This window comes from Serratia nevei, from assembly GCF_024160145.1.
In the GTDB taxonomy this organism is placed as follows: Bacteria; Pseudomonadota; Gammaproteobacteria; order Enterobacterales; family Enterobacteriaceae; genus Serratia; species Serratia nevei_A.
Window position 1 is genome coordinate 40,680 of sequence record NZ_JAMYWQ010000024.1, and the last position, 18,339, is coordinate 59,018.

Annotated in this window: 15 protein-coding genes; 7 read left to right on the plus strand and 8 right to left on the minus strand. The window is 57.1% G+C overall.

Translation table 11 applies throughout. From position 1 onward, the window contains the following. Positions 1–80: 80 nt before the first annotated feature. Positions 81–902, minus strand: a complete 822-nt coding sequence (xapA, locus tag M6G53_RS16730) for a xanthosine phosphorylase (RefSeq protein ID WP_253333095.1) — start codon at positions 900–902, stop codon at positions 81–83. A gap of 137 nt (positions 903–1,039) precedes the next feature. Between xapA and M6G53_RS16735 the strand changes: the two genes are divergently transcribed. Beyond that, on the plus strand, positions 1,040–1,963 hold the full coding sequence (locus M6G53_RS16735; RefSeq protein WP_253333097.1) for a LysR family transcriptional regulator: 924 nt from the start codon (positions 1,040–1,042) through the stop codon (positions 1,961–1,963). Between the two features lie 42 nt (positions 1,964–2,005). Here the strand turns inward: M6G53_RS16735 and M6G53_RS16740 are convergent, their stop codons facing one another. After that, positions 2,006–2,491: a lysozyme gene (locus M6G53_RS16740; RefSeq protein ID WP_253333100.1), complete on the minus strand. Its 486-nt coding sequence runs from the start codon at positions 2,489–2,491 to the stop codon at positions 2,006–2,008. A 126-nt stretch (positions 2,492–2,617) separates the two neighbouring features. Between M6G53_RS16740 and M6G53_RS16745 the strand changes: the two genes are divergently transcribed. From M6G53_RS16745 to M6G53_RS16760, 4 genes are all read left to right on the plus strand, one after another. After that, complete coding sequence (locus M6G53_RS16745) at positions 2,618–3,946, plus strand: hypothetical protein (protein ID WP_253333102.1); 1,329 nt, start codon at positions 2,618–2,620, stop codon at positions 3,944–3,946. Between the two features lie 30 nt (positions 3,947–3,976). Continuing rightward, positions 3,977–5,053, plus strand: a complete 1,077-nt coding sequence (locus M6G53_RS16750) for an HBL/NHE enterotoxin family protein (protein ID WP_253333104.1) — start codon at positions 3,977–3,979, stop codon at positions 5,051–5,053. Positions 5,054–5,105: 52 nt separating this feature from the next. Further along, complete coding sequence (locus M6G53_RS16755) at positions 5,106–5,909, plus strand: hypothetical protein (protein ID WP_253333106.1); 804 nt, start codon at positions 5,106–5,108, stop codon at positions 5,907–5,909. Positions 5,910–6,652: 743 nt separating this feature from the next. Beyond that, a complete protein-coding gene (locus M6G53_RS16760) occupies positions 6,653–7,528 on the plus strand; it encodes a LysR family transcriptional regulator (RefSeq protein ID WP_253333108.1) in 876 nt (291 codons plus the stop codon). A gap of 306 nt (positions 7,529–7,834) precedes the next feature. Here the strand turns inward: M6G53_RS16760 and M6G53_RS16765 are convergent, their stop codons facing one another. The 4 genes from M6G53_RS16765 to parC all read right to left on the minus strand — a co-directional run bounded on the left by M6G53_RS16765 (position 7,835) and on the right by parC (position 14,166). Then, entirely contained in the window at positions 7,835–9,130 is a 1,296-nt protein-coding gene (locus M6G53_RS16765; protein ID WP_253333110.1) for an SGNH/GDSL hydrolase family protein, read from the minus strand. Between the two features lie 232 nt (positions 9,131–9,362). Beyond that, on the minus strand, positions 9,363–10,778 hold the full coding sequence (gene ftsP / locus M6G53_RS16770) for a cell division protein FtsP (protein ID WP_253333111.1): 1,416 nt from the start codon (positions 10,776–10,778) through the stop codon (positions 9,363–9,365). A gap of 132 nt (positions 10,779–10,910) precedes the next feature. After that, positions 10,911–11,645, minus strand: coding sequence for a 1-acylglycerol-3-phosphate O-acyltransferase (locus M6G53_RS16775; protein ID WP_253333113.1), 735 nt, complete (start codon positions 11,643–11,645; stop codon positions 10,911–10,913). A gap of 247 nt (positions 11,646–11,892) precedes the next feature. Beyond that, the gene (gene parC / locus M6G53_RS16780) at positions 11,893–14,166 is read right to left on the minus strand and encodes a DNA topoisomerase IV subunit A (RefSeq protein WP_253333115.1); all 2,274 of its coding nucleotides are present in this window, start codon (positions 14,164–14,166) and stop codon (positions 11,893–11,895) included. Between the two features lie 316 nt (positions 14,167–14,482). Between parC and M6G53_RS16785 the strand changes: the two genes are divergently transcribed. Both M6G53_RS16785 and M6G53_RS16790 read left to right on the plus strand, forming a co-directional pair. After that, entirely contained in the window at positions 14,483–15,064 is a 582-nt protein-coding gene (locus tag M6G53_RS16785; RefSeq protein WP_253333117.1) for an NAD(P)H-dependent oxidoreductase, read from the plus strand. A gap of 33 nt (positions 15,065–15,097) precedes the next feature. Further along, entirely contained in the window at positions 15,098–15,406 is a 309-nt protein-coding gene (locus M6G53_RS16790) for a putative quinol monooxygenase (RefSeq protein WP_253333154.1), read from the plus strand. Between the two features lie 5 nt (positions 15,407–15,411). Here the strand turns inward: M6G53_RS16790 and M6G53_RS16795 are convergent, their stop codons facing one another. Beyond that, the gene (locus M6G53_RS16795; protein WP_253333119.1) at positions 15,412–16,326 is read right to left on the minus strand and encodes a LysR substrate-binding domain-containing protein; all 915 of its coding nucleotides are present in this window, start codon (positions 16,324–16,326) and stop codon (positions 15,412–15,414) included. An 83-nt stretch (positions 16,327–16,409) separates the two neighbouring features. Then, entirely contained in the window at positions 16,410–18,305 is a 1,896-nt protein-coding gene (gene parE / locus M6G53_RS16800) for a DNA topoisomerase IV subunit B (protein WP_253333121.1), read from the minus strand. Positions 18,306–18,339: the final 34 nt, after the last annotated feature.

Sequence of the window (18,339 nt, forward strand, 5' to 3'; positions counted from 1 at the left end):
GCCATCACCTTGTTATTATGCTTTCAACGATGATTGGTGCGGCAGGCCCCCTGCAGCCCGCCGCCGGTTTGCTTGCGGCCTTACAGCGTTTTGAACAGCTCGCGGATCAGGCGCATGAAATCGTCCGCCGCCAGCGCCGCGCAGCTGAGCGTTTGTTCATGGGAGAGCGGCGTATCCGACAGCCCTTCGGCGTAGTTGGTCATCGCGGACACCACCAGCACCTTGAGGCCGCAGTGGCGCGCCGTCAGGACTTCCGGCACGATCGACATCCCCACCACGTCGCAGCCCAGGGTCTGCATCATGCGGATCTCCGCCGGCGTTTCGAAATTCGGCCCGGTGTAGGCGGCGAACACCCCTTCCGCCAGCGGGATACCCGCGCCTTCGGCCACCGCCGCCAGCTGGGCGCGCAGATCGCGATCGTAGGCGTTCGCCAGGCTGAAGAAGCGCGGCCCGAAGCGCTCGTCGTTGGCGCCGACCAGCGGCGATTCCGGCATGAAGTTGATGTGATCGGTAATGGCCACCAGGCTGCCCGGCGCCACCGAGCGGCGCAGCGAACCGGCGGCGTTGGTCGCCAGCAGGAATTCGCAGCCCAGCAGCTTGAAGGTGCGCACCGCGGTGGTCATCACCTGCATGCCGCGCCCTTCATAGAAATGACCGCGCCCTTTCATGCACACTACCGGTACGCCCTCCAGCTTGCCGGCGACCAGCTGCCCGGCATGGCCGGCGACGCCGCTCACCGGAAAGCCCGGCAGCTCCGCGTAGTCGATGGTGACGGTGTCGGTCATCACCTCCGCCAGGGCGCCGAGCCCGGAGCCGAGAATCAAGGCCGCTTTCGGCTGGAAACCCGGCAGGCGTGCGCGGACGACATCGGCGCAGGTAAAAGCATCTTCTTGATTAAACATCGTATTCTCTCTTTCAGCGGGGGATAATAATCCCCATAGTAGAGAGCGAGGCTCAGCCGAGACCAATACATTCTTGGCGGCCGATTTATTCCATTTACCTATAAGTTGAGCTGCGTCACAAGGAGACGATATCCCGGATGAATCAGCCCCATGCCCTGCCCGACCCCGGCCGGATTAACTTCCGCCTGCTGCACTATTTCCGCGTGGTGGCGGAAGAGATGAACTTCACCCAGGCGGCTCGGCGGCTGAATATGTCACAGCCGCCGCTCAGCAAGCACATCAAGGAGCTGGAGAGCCAGCTCGGCGTGGTGCTGTTCAAACGCACCACCCGCTCCATGACGCTGACGCCGGCTGGCCGCACGCTGCTGCGCAACGTCGAGCGGCTGCTGGATCAGGCCGACAGCGCGCTGCATCAGGTACAACAGATGGGGCGCGGCGAAGGCGGCCACATGGTGGTCGGCATGGTCGGCACCTCGGCCTGGGGGGGCCTGATCGCGGCGCTGCGGCGGTTCAGCGAGCAAAGCGCCGGTATCACCTGGTCGTTGAACGAGCTAACGCCCAGCCAGCAAATCGCCGCACTGCAAAAGCGGCATATCGATATCGGGGTCTGGCGAGAGGCGCAGCAGCAGACGCTGCCGGGATTGACCTGCCAACGGTTGGCATGCGAGAACATCGCCGTAGTGCTACCGCTCGACCATCCGCTGGCGCAGCAGGAAAACATCCCGCTGGCGGCGCTGCAAAACGACAGCTTCATCGTGCTGCCGCCGCATGAGGCCAGCCTGGGGCTGTACCTGCACAATCTGTGTCTGCAGCAGGGATTTTTGCCGGACGTCGCTTATCAGGTCAACGAGCCGCAAACCCTGCTGGCGCTGGTGGCGGAAGGCTGCGGCATTACGTTGCTGCCGGACAGCTACGGCCGCATCCCGTGGCCCGGCGTGCGCTTTTGCTCGCTGCAACAGGCGCCGCCGGCGGATCTGTACGCGGTATACCGTACCGACAGCGTTACGCCGGTGGTGCAGGCTTTTCTGGCGACATTGAAATCGCCTTCCGCCGCACGCTAAAGACCACGATAGCGGCTTGCTCGGCAAGCGTGCGCGAGACGGTCAGGCGACTCGCCGCATTTCCGACAGGAACAGACGCTGCTCTTCTCTGCGCCGCCGCAACAGCCCCGGTAAACGTTGGCCGCCGGCATACGCCCACAAAGGAAACTGTTCGGCTGCCTCTTGATATCGCCCGGCATTCAGTAGCCGCAACAATGTTGAAGGCGAGCCGGACTTCAGATAACGCAGCCCGCTTTTCACCCCGGCCTTACCAGGGCCAACATTGAACAGAAAAGAAACCAGAGCATCGAATTGCCCCTGATTCAGGGGTACCTCGATAATCCTGTGCAGCAGCGCTTCACACTCCATCACATCCGCCTGCAGCAATGTCAGCGCGGTAAGCTCGCTGATGGTTTGCCCCGCTCTGACCTCCCCGCTGTGCCCGTACCCGATCGTCCAAATGCCACCGCTGTCTCGATAGGACGAAAGCCGCAGGTCCTCATAACTTTTAATTAATGACAATCCGCGCGCCGACAAAATCTGCTGCATATCCCCTCCCCTTGCTCATGCAATTAATCCTTTCCCTCAAGACATCGTCAGGGCGTTATTCCCCTGCCGCCGTTTCAACAATGTAATCCCCTCAAAGCGTCATATTAATCATCAAAAAGGACAGGGGTGAAAACCAAAACGATCTTTTTAGCCGCAACACAACGCCCCATAAATAAACTATCGTTCATCCCCATCAAAAAAACCGTTATCCATTTTGAACAATTAGGTGTTGATTTTGACGATATTCAATTGTCGAAAAACTGCGATAAGTTTATTTCACCAAAAGGAAAACCGCATGGAGGACGGATCACATTAACGACCGCAGCATTATTTAAGCAACCACAAAAAAGGGACATTATGAATAACTTGACAAGTATTGATTTAAGCCCGCAAACACTAATGGCAATGCATATCTCCATTTCATCACAGGCATTGCTTAATCAAAGCTACAGTAATTTGTTGCTCAGCCAGCAATTATTAACATCACAAAGTATGGACCCTGGCCTGACCGTTAAAATCAAGGCTTACCAAAATCAACTGCGGCAACAGGCGCAAGTATTCAAACAAAATACGGTCGCAGAGCTGATCGGGTTATATACCAAAGCGTCAAATTTCGCCGCCCTGGTCAACGCCGTCAATGCGCTGTATTCCACCGAGGATCCTCAGGTGTCGCAGAAAGGTGCAGAAATGGTAGCTGCGCTTTCCGAGGTCGCGCAACACTACCAGGCCGCAGCACAAGCCGTCCACACACAGTTGCAGGCAAGACGCGAAATGCTGGAGCCTTTGATGGGCAATTTCCTTAATGTCATTGACGCCATCGAACAAGGGCTGAACGCCGAGGCGAAACAACAGGCACAAATCATCGCTGAGCTCAACGAAGCGATTGCCAAAAATATCCAAAGCATCGCAGATGCGGGTTTTAAAGCGGGTGAAGGGGTTGTGCAGCTTGGACAATCCATCGTCGCCGCCGTGCCGCTCGGCCCGACGGATAACAAACCGAAAGAAGCGCCAATCGCACCTCCGAAGCCGCTTGGCGACCAGGCCAGCTATATGATCTCCGGTATTCAGGCGATCTCGGCGGGCGCCTCCGGTGCACAACAGGCCGTTAATGAACTGAAGGCAAACTACGCCAAATTGGCCGTGGCCTATCGGGCTTTGGCTACCGCCAATGCACTGCTCTCCGTCGCCAAGTCCGTGCAAGCCCAGGCCCAATTATTTGTCGACACCTATGCTCTCACCGAGCAGCGCATGGCGTTACTGCCGACAGAATGGGGCAAGGTGGCAGAAGCCTATCTGGCTGCTGCGCCCATTATTAACCAAGCCGGCAGCGCATCGGAAATTAAACAAGCCAAACAAATTATTTCTCTTAATGCGGAAAGGTGGCAACTTTTTTCCAAATCCATTGATAACGCCAAAGCTAATTATGCAGGAAATAACATCCTGCCGGAAGTTTAACCTCTAATCCCATTAATAAGGAAAAATACCATGACGATCCCAACACTCTACATTAACGACGGCATGAATACTCAGTCTTCGCAGGCACTTCACATTCAGACCTATTGCAACAGCGTGCGGCAGCAAATACCGGTTGATTTCGAGCGTTTCCCTAATCTTCGGGAAAGCCAGCGTCAGATCAATACCGGACTGGAAACGGCAAAACAACATGCCAATCACTATCTCAATGATATCCAGCCATTAATCATTCGAAACGTTACCAATATTCAAGACTATTTTGAAACGCAGAACCTGATTTCCACCGTCATGCCGTCGGGTGCAACGAAAGAACAATGGCTGAGCGCTCTGGGCATGGTCAGCGATAAAGCCAGAGAGTATCAGGAAATCTCGGCGAACACTCGCCGAACGATCGGTTCGTTGAATGATAAGCTGATCATCGATTCAAACAATTATCAACTGATTGTGGTCAACCTGAATAACGTGGTCAATGGCAACAATGGCGTTCTGGAACAGCTCAATCGGGATATCGACAGCATTAACGCCGCAATCGACGGTGCCATTGCCGGCATCGTCGTGGGCGGGTTGTTAATTATCGGGGGGGCGATTGTAACCGCCATCGGCGCCGTAGCCGGGCTGGTGACTGCGGGCACCTCAACACCGGTCGTCATGGGCGGGATCGCCATGATGACCGCCGGCGCGGGCGGCGTGATCGGCGGCGCGATCGTGCTGGATAAATCATTGAGTGCACGTGAAAAACTTTACCGTGACCGCAGCCAACTCAACAGTGAAGTGTTGGTCGCCAGCCAGATCGGCTCCGGCTACCAGGGGCTGCAGACTCAGGCACAAAGCGCAGTGACTGCGGCAACGCAAATGAGCAACGCCTGGGACTCCCTCACCTCCGAGCTGGATACCCTCAACGCGAACTTGCGCAAAGGGATCATTGATGACAGCTTCCTGCGCCAACTGTTCCTGACCGCTTCGCAAACGTCAGTAACCAAAGTGTTGGATGGAACGAAAATCATCAAACAGCAGATGGCCGGCGTGGTGGTGCGAGAAGTACCGGCGAACCAAAGTATTGCCGATTTCGTTAAGCGCCTGGCAGCTTAACGGCTTATATCACCGGGGCAAGCTTCCCTTGCCCCTTTTAGGAGACCCCCTTATGAGCAGTGGAATGCTGACGCAAGTTATCGACAATTTGTCCCGCACCGGCGACGCCATTCAAAAGTTCCCAGGTTTGCCGGCGAACGCCGTCTTACTTCAACGCAATATCCAAACCGCGATCAACGCGCTGTTGCCGGACCTTAAGCAGATGCAACGCGATGTGACCGCCTGGGGTGTAAAACTGGAAGCCCAGTTGGACGAAAAGCTGGCGGCGTTGGAAACGCTGCCGGTAGCAGAACTGAGTCGCTTCATTCGTCAAAGCAAAGAAGAGATCGCCGGCGTCATGGCGCAGGTTGCCAAAGTGCAAAGCCGAACGCAAAGCACGGACGCCGCCGTAACCGAGAATAATCTCGCTCTGCAACGCATCATTATCGATTTGCAGGCCACTATCTCCGGGCTGCAATCGAATTTGCAGGGCAGCCAACAGCAGCTCGATGAGTTGAATAAGAAAAAACTTTACTTTATTGCGCTAGGTATCTTTGGCATACCAGGCCTCATCACCATGGCGGTATTGCTTAGCCAGGCGCAAGACAAAGTGCGCAGCATCGAACGGCAAATCTCTGAGCAAAAATCGAGTATTCGACAGCAGCAGAGCTTTGCCACGCAAACCGCAGCGTTTTCACAAGACCTGCTCGAACTCAGCAACCAAATGTTGAAAATCGGCAATGCCATTGAGTTTGTGAGCAATGACATCAATAACGCGGAGAAGAACCTCTCTGGCGCCGAAGCGCAGCAGCTCGCGAAGCTGTTCCTTACCGCTGCCAAGATGAGTGTCGGCACTCTGTTGACGGACGTTTCCTGATCACATGGACAAGCGGTGCGGCTCTGCGCCGACAGATTGCCGGTATCTTCATCGGCGAAGTCACGCCGCCATGTCCTTTTATGCATCGCTCCGCCATCGGAACACGCATGCAAATGTCCTTTTTAATCATGAGTGCTGCTCCATTCAACCCTATACACCCTGTAGTCAGCATTCCAAAATACTTTGGCCCGTTCAGTTTCACCTACACACACGGATAAGGAGTTTCATGGAAAAGAGAGCCTGCTCTTTCGCTTCTGCGATCTTACTCTATAAGGCGGTGAAGCCTGGCCGCGTTATTTCTCGGACAATGCGCGTCATAGCACGATCCCTGTTCGCTCGCCGTTGGCCTCCTCCCCCATCCCGGGTATCTCGCAGCCGGTTCGCGAACGACAGATGCCAGTCAGGGATGAGACCTCACCTTCACGATATTTCGTCGCCGGATATTTAACAGAAGCTAAACACTCGAACCGCAACCTAAGAACACCAGAACTTACTCTAGTAAAATACCCCGACAAAGGTATTGTCAGCGTATTGATTGTTATTGTTGCGATATATTCTATCGCGCAACCGCCTCCTTCTTATAAAAAGGAGATCATCATCACGCATAATGATATTTGCCATCAGGAATAAGGTGGCAAGAAGTGTAATTCATTGTAAATTAACTCAAAGATAATGAACACCCTCAGGACATCTCGCTCTAAAAACAAAACATTATTGTACACAGCGTATTAAAAGGAACACATATGGAATTTATGTCAAAACGCGTAAATTATTTTATCGCCGTAGCGCAAGAGGGATCTATTACCAAGGCCGCCGATCGGTTGTGCATTACACCATCGCCATTGAGCAAAAGAATTAAAGAGATGGAAGAGAATCTAAACATCACTCTTTTCGAACGAACCAACCAAGGCCTTTCCCTGACGAAAGAGGGGCAACATTTGTATAGTAATGTCATCGTCCATTATGAAGAGCTCAACCGCATCAAAGAAAGCCATAAAGAGAAGAACCATATTCAGGTTGGCATTTACGGCCCCGAGCCCACTCACGTCAATACGGTGATTGACTATCTGCTAATGAAAAACCCCGCAATGACCATTAATCTGGTGCGTTTGATGCCGACCGATGGCATAAGCCGTAACGAGCTCAATCGGCTTGATTTGCTCTTCAGCATAGAGCCTCTTGAACTCTCTCCCTTCACCCAACATTTATGCGCCGAAGAGCGACTGTTGCTGCTTCACCAGGTAAAACAGCCCTCTGAACGCTACCGCACATTGCCTTGGGTACAGAGCAACTATGTCTCCGAGACACCGATATTCAAGCATTATCATGCACAGCTGCAGCTGCAGGGCTTTTCCCGAGACGTGATGAATATCGATAACCTTCAACTGCGGCTTAATTTGATCAGGCAAGGCAAAGCCGTCACCTTTATTCTCGAGTCGATGAGATCCGTCATCAATTTCGACGAATACGAATGCCACAGCCTATGTTTACCCAACACCAATTTAACCCACCACATCTACAGTAATGTGGCGCAGTTAAATGACAGCCAACAACTGATCGCGCATATGGCCAAAAGGGGCGCGCAACAGTGGAGTCACTCGGTATCAATGCCCGTATAACAAGTAGAGCATGACCGATTCAACTTGCTTTGAATTTTAAATTACTTTCAGGTACTTTTGCCTGCGCACAACACCAGTTTCCTTGCCCTGGCCATCGGGCCACCAATCCCACTCATTTTTACTTCACTTGAAATAGCAAGCGATTAACTCCCCCTGAGTGGCCAACCTATGCCAGGCGGCAGACATCGTTATGCTTCAGGGCAGGTAAAAAGGCCTGAACCCCGCCATGGACGGAATTCAGACCGGCAACTTTCACTTAAGGTTCTAATGATACTTTACAGGCCGTTGTCACGACGCCCAATGGCGTTAGCGCCACACCTGCTGTTGTTTCAAATAGTTAAAAATATGCTCCGCCAATAGCCGATGAGTATGTGTTGTCGGGTGCAGAAGATCCCAAAACACGTAGCTATCCGCATCAGTGCAAGCAGCGCGCACAGGGATCGCATTGATATAATTCAGTGATGAAGGTGCCTGGATATCCAGACACGACGTTTTCACTTCGCTGACCTGATAACGTTCCGGATTATCCAGCATATCCGTAAACAGCGCCGCAAGATCAAACAACATCACCGGCTGTGATGGATAACGGCTGTTGATATCATCCGCCACCTGTTTGATGCGCCGATTATAATCATCAATCTGTCGTTTTATCTCTGCTCCATCCTTACGATGAGCAAATTCAGGCGCGCGCGTAATGTCTGGCAGATTAAGCACCAATATCTTTTTCGCACCGGCGCTGGCTAATCGCGTTAACGCCTTGCCTTGGTTTTCAATAAGCCCGTCGACACCTTGATTGTAGGTCACCAAATCATTGGCTCCGATCCAAACGGTAAACAGTGAGTTTTCAGGTCGATAGTTTTTGGCCTCCTTCATATAAATCAACCACGAGTCCACCTGCTCAAGTAGGCCGGGTATCACCCATTTTTGCTGCTTGGAAGCCGCACCGCCCACAGCCCAATTATAAAGGGGCAGCCGACTTTGTTTAGCCAGATATTCCACCCACGTTGGGCCATTGCTGAACCGCCCCAAAAACCAACTTTTCGGGTTAGGGAAACGCCATAGAGAGGCGTTAAAAACATTATTCGTATCGCTTAAACTATCGCCAAATACGATGATTTTATTGATCGCGGCGCTCTGTGCCGGCGGATCGTTACTCCAGACGGTATAGTTGAAGGACAACTTATTGTTAGCCGCGGCAATCATCGCCAGAGGCTGGTGAACGCCGGCCCGGCTCAAGGTGTTGTCACACACTTGCTGCAAGGCGCTGAGTGGCGTGTCGCTGTAAAACATGTTTTTCCATGATACTGCCAGCGACGACCACCAATTTCCCTCCAGGCGATAATATGCCGTTGAATTCAGCGCTCTTGCCCAGAGATAATCCGCCTGTGGCGTGGTGCTGGCGGAATTAATGCGATAATAGCAGCGCATATACGTATAGGTGCGATTTGCCTTGCCTAATAATAAAGGCGACCCTTTTTCTATAATATCCGGCCCCTTCGGGGAGAGGAAATTATTGGCTCCGCCGTCCGGCAATGGTGATAAATCGCCCTTGGCAAAAGCCGCTGTCGATAATAAAAACAAAGTACAGAGTATCTTCTTCATAGCTATTTTCCCGTTTATCGCACCTAATCGTGCGATAAAAATATGACACCGAGAAAATGGCATAGAAAGGTCCTTTAAAGACGCATATCAGGACTATTTGGCAGGGTGCTATTTCAATAATTGACGTTATTAAAAAGGAAAAACGAGAATATAAAAAATAAAAATTAAAACCGAACCACAATACGGGCAGAAGCTTAATGGCCCCTGCGATCGCAGGGGCCTGCTGCGCAGATTACATCGCCGGCTGCACCATCAGCTGGCCGGCGGTGCCGCGATCGGCCATCTCCAGCGTCTGACTGTAATACAGGAACGGGAAGTGTTCGGAGGTAGGTTGGTTGAAATACACCAGCAGCTCGACGTCGCCATCGACCCAGACGGTGTCCTTCCAGCCGCGATCTTCCGCCATCGGCTGCGCGCCGTTGACGCGCTTGATCAGGAACTGCACGCCCTGAATATGGAACGCCTGCGGCGTATCTGCATGGATGTTCCAGCGCTCCCAGGTGCCTTGTTGCGCCTGTACGTCGGTGCGGTTCATGTCCCAAATCGCGCCGTTGATGCCGACGCCGCCGTCGCCCAGGCGGAAATCGCGGGTGCGGCTGGCACTGCCGTCCAACAGCTGATCCGCCAGCAGGCGCATCGGCAGGTTGTCGGTCACCAGCGGCAGCAGGCCGGTCGGGCGCAGCGTCAGTACCTGGGTGGACACCAGAATGCTCGACGGCTCGAACAGGCCGCGCAGGCGATCCATGATGCCCGCCGCTTCACCGGCGGTTATGGTCACCTCGTCGCCCTTCGACATGTCTATCAGCACTTCCCGGCGTTCGCCCGGTGCCAGCGACAGCTGCTGCACCGCGACCGGCGCGGGCAGGAAGCCCTGATCGCTGGCGATCACGTTGAACGGCCGCCCGTCGCTGAGCTGTAGGGTATAGCGGCGCGCGTTGGAGGCGTTGAGCAGGCGCAAACGGACCCAGCCGCGCGATACTTCGACATACGGGTTTTGCACGCCGTTAACCAGCAGCGTATCGCCGACGAAGCCGCCCTGCGACGGCGCATCGTATTGCGGCGTGCCGAAGTTATCGAAGCGCTTGTCCTGAATGATCAGCGGGAAATCGTCGACGCCGTAGTGGTTGGGCAGCGGCAGCGCTTTGCTGACGGCATCTTCCACCAGCCACAGCCCGGCCAGCCCGTTGTAAACGTGCGGCGCCATGCGGTTCGGCGTGTTGGCGTGGTACCAGCAGGTGGCCGCCGCCTGACGAATAGGCAGCACCGGCGACCAGTCGACGTTCGGCGACATCATGCGCGGCGCGCCGCCCATCAGCGTGCCCGGCACCTGCAGCCCGCTGACGGTCATCGCCACCGGCTCCTGCAGGCGGTTGCTGTAGATCAGCTTGACGTCGTCGCCGCTGTAAACCCGCACCGTCGGCCCCAAATACATGCCGTTGACGCCCCACACCGCCGCTTTGCGGTTATCCATAAACGCCCAGTGGGCGCGCTGCAGGGTCAGGAACAGCGGCTGGCCGCGGCGAGACTCCAGCAGTGGGGGAATGGGTAACGGGGTCTGCGTTCCGCTCGCCTCTGCCCTCAGCGGCACGGCGCTCGCGCACAGCGCCAGGCCCGATGCCTGTAAAAACTGACGTCGACTGAGTGACATATTTTCTCCATGAAAAGCAATGACTAAACCGTGTGCAAAACCCAAACGCCCGCCAATCAAGATTAGCAGGCGCTCAGGCGTTAACGGCGCTGAACGCCAATTAAAAACATATTCTTTGAAGCCGGTAGACGATTATTTTTTGGCGGCGTTGCGCTGGGCGACTTCGGCATCCAATTCGGCGATCTTCGCCTCCATCAGCTCGCGGCAATGGGCTGCCAGCTCACGCACGTTTTCTTTGCCGTATTTGCTGGTATCCACCGGCGCCAACATCTCGACGATCACATGACCGTTATTCCAGCGATTAAGATTTATATTACCGCTGGTGGTCGATACGCAGATTGGCACAACCGGCACACCGGCGGCGATGGCCGCATGGAACGCGCCGGTTTTAAACGGCATCAGCCCGCGACCGCGGCTGCGGGTCCCTTCCGGGAACATCCAGATCGAAATGTCTTTCTTTTTGAACTGCTCCGCCACCAGGGCGATGGTGCCGTGCGCCTTGGCGCGATTATCACGATCTATCAGCAGATTACCGGTCAGCCAATACAGCGGGCCGAAAAACGGGATCCACACCAGACTTTTTTTACCGACGGTCACGGTGCGCGGCTGCACGATATTGGAGGCCGTCACCATGTCGTAGTTATTTTGGTGGTTGGCGATATAGATGCAGTTGCCATTGTTGGCCGCATCGGCCGGCACGCGAGTCTCAACCTTGATGCCGAACAGCGTCGACAGGCGGCCGAAAAGGTGGCCGAAGGTCGCCACATGGCGGGGATTGCGCGGGCTGAACAAGCAATAAACAGAACCGAAAATACACACCAGAATACAGAAAAGAGTGGCGAGAACGGCACGCAAAATCAATAACATAACAACCTCATTAGCACACTGCCAACGCAGTTCACTTCGCTGCGCAGATTCCTTTACTCATTATTTGCCGGCCAGGCGACAAGCACGCCGATGTCGCCTAACCTTTCTCGCTATTTTCCCGCCAGCCGGCAATACGCACAATAATTTTATGCGCAGAAATGTTAACTATTTGGAAAATAAACGCCAGTAAAAATAAATAAGGCGGGCGCAGCATGCTGCCCCCGCCCGTTAACGCCGACGGTAACGCTTACTCTTCGCTGTCGCCACCCGGCACCCGCACCGGCGCATCCACTTCGACGCGATCGATACGCTGCAGGCCGCGCGGCAACTGGGTGCCCTTGCGGCCGCGCTCCGCGCGGAATTTCTGCAGATCTTCCGGCCGCAGCGTCAGCTTGCGTTTGCCGACGTGCAGCGTGACCGACGCCTGCGGCGGCAGCACGAACAGCCAGGCCAGCTTGTCTTCACCGGCCGCCGCCTGGGCCGCCGGAATGGAGACAATCTTGTTGCCTTTGCCCTTCGACAGCTGCGGCAGATCGGCAACCGGGAACATCAGCATGCGCCCGGCGGCGGTGATCGACAGCAGCATGTCGTCTGCGCCGTGGATCTCCATCGGCGGCAGCGCCCTGGCGTTGTCCGGCAGCGTGATCATCACCTTGCCGGCGCGGTTGCGCGCCACCAGATCGTTAAAGGTACAGACGAAGCCGTAACCGGCGTCGGACGCCATCAGCAGCTTCTGATCGTCGGCCGCCATCAGCACCTGCTCAATGGTGGCACCCGGCGGCGGCGTCAGCTTGCCGGTCAGCGGCTCGCCCTGCCCGCGCGCCGATGGCAGCGTCAGCGGATCGAGCGCATAGCTGCGCCCGGTGGAGTCGATGAACACCACCGGCTGGTTGCTCTTGCCGCGCGCCGCGCCGCGGAAGCTGTCGCCGGCCTTGTAGCTCAGGCCGGCCGGATCGATGTCGTGGCCCTTGGCGCTACGCACCCAGCCCATTTCCGACAGCACGATGGTCACCGGCTCGGACGGCACGAAGTCGTGCTCGCTCATCGCCTTGGCTTCCGCACGCTCGGTCAGCGGCGAACGGCGATCGTCGCCGTAGGTTTGCGCGTCGGCCTGGATCTCTTTCTTAATCAGCGTGTTCAGCTTGCGCTCGGACGCCAGCAGCGCCTGCAGCTGATCGCGCTCTTTCGCCAGCTCATCCTGCTCACCGCGGATCTTGACCTCTTCCAGCTTGGCCAGGTGGCGCAGTTTCAGCTCGAGGATCGCTTCCGCCTGGGTGTCGGAGATGCCGAAACGCTGCATCAGCACCGGCTTCGGCTCATCTTCGCTGCGGATGATGTGGATCACCTCGTCGATATTGAGGAACGCCACCAGCAAACCTTCGAGGATATGCAGGCGTTTCAGCACTTTCTCGAGGCGGTAGTTCAGGCGGCGACGCACCGTGTCGCGACGGTAGGCCAGCCATTCGGTGAGGATCTCCACCAGCCCTTTCACCTGCGGGCGGTTATCCAGACCGATCATGTTCATGTTGATGCGGTAGCTGCGTTCCAGATCGGTGGTGGCGAACAGGTGGTTCATCACCTGCTCCAGATCGATGCGGTTGGAGCGCGGCACGATCACCAGACGCGTCGGGTTTTCGTGGTCGGACTCATCGCGCAGATCTTCGACCATCGGCAGCTTCTTGGCGCGCATCTGGCTGGCGATCTGCTCCAGCACCTTGGCGCCGGACACCTGGTGCGGCAAGGCGGTGATCACCGCGCTGCCGTCTTCTTTCTTCCACACGGCGCGCATGCGCACCGAGCCGCGGCCGCTCTGGTAAATTTTGCGAATTTCATCGCGCGGGGTGATGATCTCGGCTTCGGTCGGGAAGTCCGGCCCCTGCACGAACTCGAGCAGATCGTCGAGCGAGGCGCCCGGCTTGTCGAGCAGCGCCACCGCCGCCGCCGCGACTTCGCGCACGTTGTGCGGCGGAATGTCGGTCGCCATGCCGACGGCGATGCCGGTGGTGCCGTTCAGCAGGATGTTCGGCAGACGCGCCGGCAACATCTTCGGCTCTTGCAGCGTGCCGTCAAAGTTCGGGATCCAGTCGACGGTGCCCTGCCCCAGCTCGGCCAGCAGCACTTCGGCGTATTTGGACAGGCGCGATTCGGTATAACGCATCGCCGCGAACGACTTGGGATCGTCCGGTGCCCCCCAGTTCCCCTGGCCGTCCACCAGCGGATAGCGATATGAGAACGGCTGCGCCATCAGCACCATGGCTTCATAACACGCGCTGTCGCCGTGCGGGTGATATTTACCCAACACGTCACCCACGGTACGGGCGGATTTCTTGAATTTGGCGCTGTTGTTCAGCCCCAGCTCAGACATGGCGTAGATGATGCGGCGTTGTACCGGCTTCAAGCCGTCGCCAATGTACGGCAACGCCCGATCCATGATGACGTACATGGAATAGTTCAGATAGGCGTTTTCAGTGAATGTGTGCAGCGGTAAACGCTCTACACCGTCATGAGTCAGATCACTCATTACTCAATTATCCTCAGACCGTGGCTTGGCAATCCCTGGACGACAATAAGGTATCGCTTGTCGATTCTGCCCGCGATAGTAACCCATCTGCGGGGTGGCTGTCACAGTTGGCGCAAGGATCGCCGGTCGAAGCCGCTGCCAGCGGGTGGTTTAGGCAAAACCCCGTCGCTATTGTTGACTAGGAATCAACACTATTGTGCCTGCCGTCACATTTTTACTTGCTTAGCCAGCGATTACACTCTCGGTCAGCAAGCCGTTTTTGCGCGTCGCCGCGGAAAAACGGTCTCTATCTTAACTCTGACGGGAGCCGCAAAAGATGAGCAATATCCTGATTATCAACGCTAAAAAGCAATTCGGCCATTCCAACGGCCAACTCAACCAAACCCTGAGCGACGTAGCGGAAAGCTTCCTGCGCGATCTGCAGCACCAGGTGCAGGTCACGGTGGTCGACGACGGCTATGACATCGGAGCCGAAGTACAGAAATACCTGTGGGCCGACGCGGTCATCTATCAGATGCCGGGTTGGTGGATGGGCGAGCCGTGGATCCTGAAAAAATACCTCGACGAAGTGTTCACCGCCGGCCACGGCAGCCTGTACGCCAGCGATGGCCGCAGCCGCGCCGACGCCAGCAAAAAGTACGGTTCCGGCGGCCTGATTCAGGGAAAAAAATACCTGCTGAGCCTAACCTGGAACGCCCCGCTCGAGGCCTTCACCGATCCGAACCAGTTCTTCCACGGTGTCGGCGTCGACGGCGTCTACCTGCACTTCCACAAGGCCAACCAGTTCCTGGGGATGGAAGCCTTGCCGACCTTTATCTGCAATGACGTGATAAAACAACCGGATATCGAAACGGACATCGCACGTTATCGCGAGCATCTGGCGGAAATATTTGCTTAACTGGCAGCGAAGGGCTTAACCAACGAGGTAATGATGATCACCGTAATCGCAGAAATCAAAGTCAAACCCGGCCACCGCGCCACCGTGTTGCAAGCCATTGAAAAACTGGTGCCGCTGGTGCTGGCGGAAGAAGGCTGCGGCGAATACACGCCGATGGTAGACAGCCACACGCAGGCGCCCTGGCAGAAACTGTCGCCGGACTCGGTGTTTATGCTGGAAAAATGGCAAAGCCAGGCGCATCTGGAAAAACACCTGCAGATCGAGCATATGCTCAAGCACCGCGAGACCATCAAGGACTCCGTGCTGGGCACCGAGATCTACGTGCTGGAAAACGCGCGGTAATCCCTTCAGAGGCCCTCTGCGGCCTCTGAAGGCTCCCCCTCAAGGCGGGCGCTGACGTAGTCGAGAAAACAGGTGAGGCGCGCCGCCAGCTGGGCGTTGTGGTAATACACCGCGTTGATCGGTTGACGCACGTCCAGCGTCTCCCGCACCAGCAGCGGCACCAGCCTGCCCGCTTCCCGATCGCGTCGGGTCATGAAATCCGCCAGCTGGACAATGCCCGCCCCGCGCAGCGCCAACTCACGCAGCGTCTCCCCGCTGGAGGCCGAGATCGTCGGTTCGATGGCGAAATGCCGCGCCTGCCGATGACGCAGCGGCCACTGGTTCAGCGCCTCCGGGTAGGTGAATCCCAACAGGCAATGGCGGTGCAGATCTTCCACGCCGCGCGGTTCGCCATGCCGTTGCAGGTAATCCGGGCTGGCGAGAATGCGCAACCGGCTGTTGCCCAGCAGGCGCGCGTGGAGCGTGGAGTCACGCAGCGCGCCGATGCGGATCGCGATATCGGCGCGTTTCTCCAGCAGGTCGATATTGCGATCGTCGGTGTCCAGCTCCAGCTCAATCTGCGGATAACGGCGGCGAAACTCCGCCACCATCGGCACCAGCACGTGCGCCATGAAAGGGGCGGCGGCGTTGACCCGCAGCCGACCGGCGGGCAACCGGCGCCGCAGCGCCATCAACTCTTCGGCCTGATCCACCGAACGCAGTATTTCACGCGCGGGCGCCAGGAAGCTCTGCCCTTCTTCGGTCAGGCTCAGGCGGCGCGTGGTGCGGCGCAAAAGCGTAGCGTCGAGTTTCGTTTCCAGGCGGCTGAGTGCGCGGCTGACGCCGGAGGTGGTTTGGCCGAGCCGATCGGCGGCGGCGGTGACCGAACCGCTGTCGACCACCGCCGTGAACGCCAGCAGCTCTTCGAGGGTGATCTTCACGCGGTTCGCCCCAGGTTGACGGGCGCCGCATGCAACGCCCTGCGGGAAAGCAGGCCCGGCGTTTCACCGGGCCAGGGTCAGGCTCAGACCGCCAGTTCGGCCATGTCGCCCTTGTCTTGCAGCCAGTTGCGGCGATCTTCCGAACGCTTCTTGGCCAACAGCATGTCCATCACCGCCAACGTCTGATCGACGTCATCCTCTGCCACCGTCAGTTGCACCAGGCGGCGGGTGTTCGGATCGAGGGTGGTTTCGCGCAGCTGCAGCGGGTTCATCTCGCCCAGCCCTTTAAAGCGCTGTACGTTCGGCTTGCCCTTCTTGCGTTTCAGCTGTTCCAACACGCCGGCTTTCTCTTCTTCATCCAGCGCGTAGAACACCTCTTTACCGAGATCGATACGGTACAGCGGCGGCATGGCGACATAAACGTGGCCGCCTTTCACCAGCGAACGGAAGTGGCGCACGAACAGCGCGCACAGCAGCGTGGCGATGTGCAGGCCGTCGGAGTCCGCATCCGCCAGGATGCAGATTTTGCCGTAGCGCAGCTGGCTGAGATCTTCGCTGTCCGGATCGATGCCGATCGCCACGGAAATGTCGTGCACTTCCTGCGAGGCCAGCACTTCGTCCGAGGAGACTTCCCAGGTATTCAGGATCTTGCCCTTCAGCGGCATGATCGCCTGATATTCACGATCGCGCGCCTGCTTGGCCGATCCGCCCGCCGAGTCCCCTTCCACCAGGAACAGTTCGGTCATGGCCAGATCCTGCGAGGTGCAGTCCGCCAGCTTGCCCGGCAACGCCGGCCCGCTGGTCAGCTTCTTGCGCACCACTTTCTTGGCGGCGCGCAGACGGCGCTGGGCGCTGGAGATCGCCAGCTCGGCCAGTTGCTCCGCCGCCTGAACGTTCTGGTTCAGCCACAGGCTGAAGGCATCTTTCACCACGCCGGAAACGAAGGCCGCGCACTGGCGCGAGGAGAGACGCTCTTTGGTCTGCCCGGCGAACTGCGGATCCTGCATCTTCACCGACAGCACGTAGGCACAGCGATCCCAGATATCCTCCGCCGACAGCTTCACGCCGCGCGGCAGAATATTGCGGAATTCGCAGAACTCGCGCATCGCGTCCAGCAGCCCCTGACGCAGGCCGTTGACGTGGGTGCCACCCTGCATGGTCGGGATCAGGTTGACGTAGCTTTCGGTCAGCAGCTCACCGCCTTCCGGCAACCACAGCAGCGCCCAGTCCACCGCTTCGGTGTCACCGGCGAAATTGCCGACGAACGGCGCTTCCGGCAGGGTAATCAGGCCGTTGACCGCTTCCATCAGGTAGTCGGTCAGGCCGTCCTGGTAGCACCAGCGCTGTTCGGTGTTGTTCACCTTATCGATGAAATAGATCTCGACGCCGGGGCACAGCACCGCTTTGGCTTTCAGCAGGTGAGTCAGGCGCGATACCGAGAAGCGCGGGCTGTCGAAGAACTGTTCGTCGGGCCAGAAGTGCACGCTGGTGCCGGTATTGCGTTTGCCGCAGCTGCCGGTCACCGTCAGGTCTTGCACCTTGTCGCCGTTTTCGAAGGCGATGCCGTAGACGTTGCCGTCGCGGCGCACGTTGACTTCCACCCGCTTCGACAGGGCGTTGACCACCGAGATCCCCACGCCGTGCAGGCCGCCGGAGAACTGGTAGTTTTTATTCGAGAATTTACCGCCGGCGTGCAGCCGGCACAGGATCAGCTCAACCGCCGGCACGCCCTCTTCCGGGTGGATGTCCACCGGCATGCCGCGGCCGTCGTCGATCACTTCCAGCGATTGATCGGCGTGCAGAATCACGTCGATACGCTTGGCGTGGCCGGCCAACGCTTCGTCGACGCTGTTATCGATCACCTCTTGGCCGAGGTGGTTTGGGCGCGTCGTGTCGGTATACATGCCGGGACGACGGCGCACTGGTTCTAGACCGCTGAGTACTTCAATGGCATCAGCGTTATAGCTGGATTGAGTCATCGTTGATTATTTTTTCGTGGTTAAAGGAAGGTGC